This window comes from Bifidobacterium avesanii (assembly GCF_009299475.1).
GTDB lineage: Bacteria > Actinomycetota > Actinomycetes > Actinomycetales > Bifidobacteriaceae > Bifidobacterium > Bifidobacterium avesanii.
The window spans coordinates 1-1,226 of sequence record NZ_WBSN01000045.1; the positions used below are offsets into that span (position 1 = coordinate 1).

Below are 1,226 nucleotides of genomic sequence, written 5' to 3' on the forward strand. Positions count from 1 at the left end.
TCGCTCATGCGTCGTTTGAGGGTGCGGCCGAGCGTGGCGAGTTCGGGGCATCCTGGTGTCGCGCCTTTGACGGCGAGGGATTCGATGAGTTCGGCCATCATGCCCCGGCCTTTCCTGCGGTCTTCCTGCGCGTAGCAGGCGATGATCTTCTGGTAGGCGCCGTGCGCGAGGGCGAGCGGCTGGTTGGCGGGGTCGGCGAGCAGCAGGTCGACCCGGGCTTGTTGCCTGTCGGTTCTCAGGCCGGCGGTTTTCAATAGGATTCGTCTGCCCTTGTAGAGCGGGTCCGTTCTGGTGCCGCGTCGTCCCGTGGCCTCGCGTTGGAGCCGGCAGCGCACGGCGGTGAGCTTGTCGCCGGCGAGTTTGACGATGTGGAACGGGTCGAGGATCTCCACGGCGTGGGGCACCTGGCGCGCGGCGGCTTTCTTGTATCCGGCGAACGCGTCCATCGCGATTTCCTTGACTTGGTCGCGGAACGATCGCGGGCGTTCCTCCAGCCATTGGGCGAACGCCTTCTCGCTCCTGCCCTCGACCATGTCGAGCAGGCGGGCCGGCCGGCCCGTCCTCCTGGGAGTGAGGTCCACGATGACGGTCACGTACCGGCCGCCCGTGCGGGTGTGCCGCCACACGTGCTCGTCCACGCCGATCGACTCCACGCCGTCCAGCCGGCGCGGGTCCGCGGCCAGCACGTCCATGCCTTTCTCCAATACGGCCCGGTTCAACGCACCCCACGAGCAGTGCAGGTCACGGGCGCATGCGAGCACGCTCTTCGATTTGAGCACGACCTCGGCAGCGGCCCACCACACCGCCGCGTCCGTCAAACGTCTGCCCTCGTCGGCTATGCGGGTCAGGTCGTCCGTCCACGAGCACGCGCACGCCGCGCACTCATAGCGTCTGACCCGCACCATCAAATGCACGGCGTGCTGGCCGACGGGCGTGTGCGCGAACCGGCGCCGCCACGAGGAACGCACGCGGCCCATGGCACCGCAATCACGGCAGTATCGCGCGGTCCCGTCCGCTGGCTCGCAGCCGATCAGCCATACTCCCGCCCGCGAGCCCGACGCCACGTGCCTCTGCGAGACGGGATTCAACCCCAACCTGTCCAAGCCAAGCAGGACCCGACCATCGAACGCGCTAGACTCAATACCAAGCCGCGCGGTTTCCTTCACTTTTTCAATCACACACCGAATCAAACCGCACGGCCCTTACACACCAAAATGCGAAGAGCC

General features: G+C 66.9%; 1 protein-coding gene. It reads right to left on the reverse strand.

The genetic code is table 11. From position 1 onward, the window contains the following. Positions 1-977, reverse strand: a 977-nt coding sequence (locus DSM100685_RS10625; RefSeq protein WP_239512758.1) for an ISL3 family transposase, incomplete at its 3' end; no start/stop codon positions are given. Positions 978-1,226 lie beyond the last annotated feature (249 nt).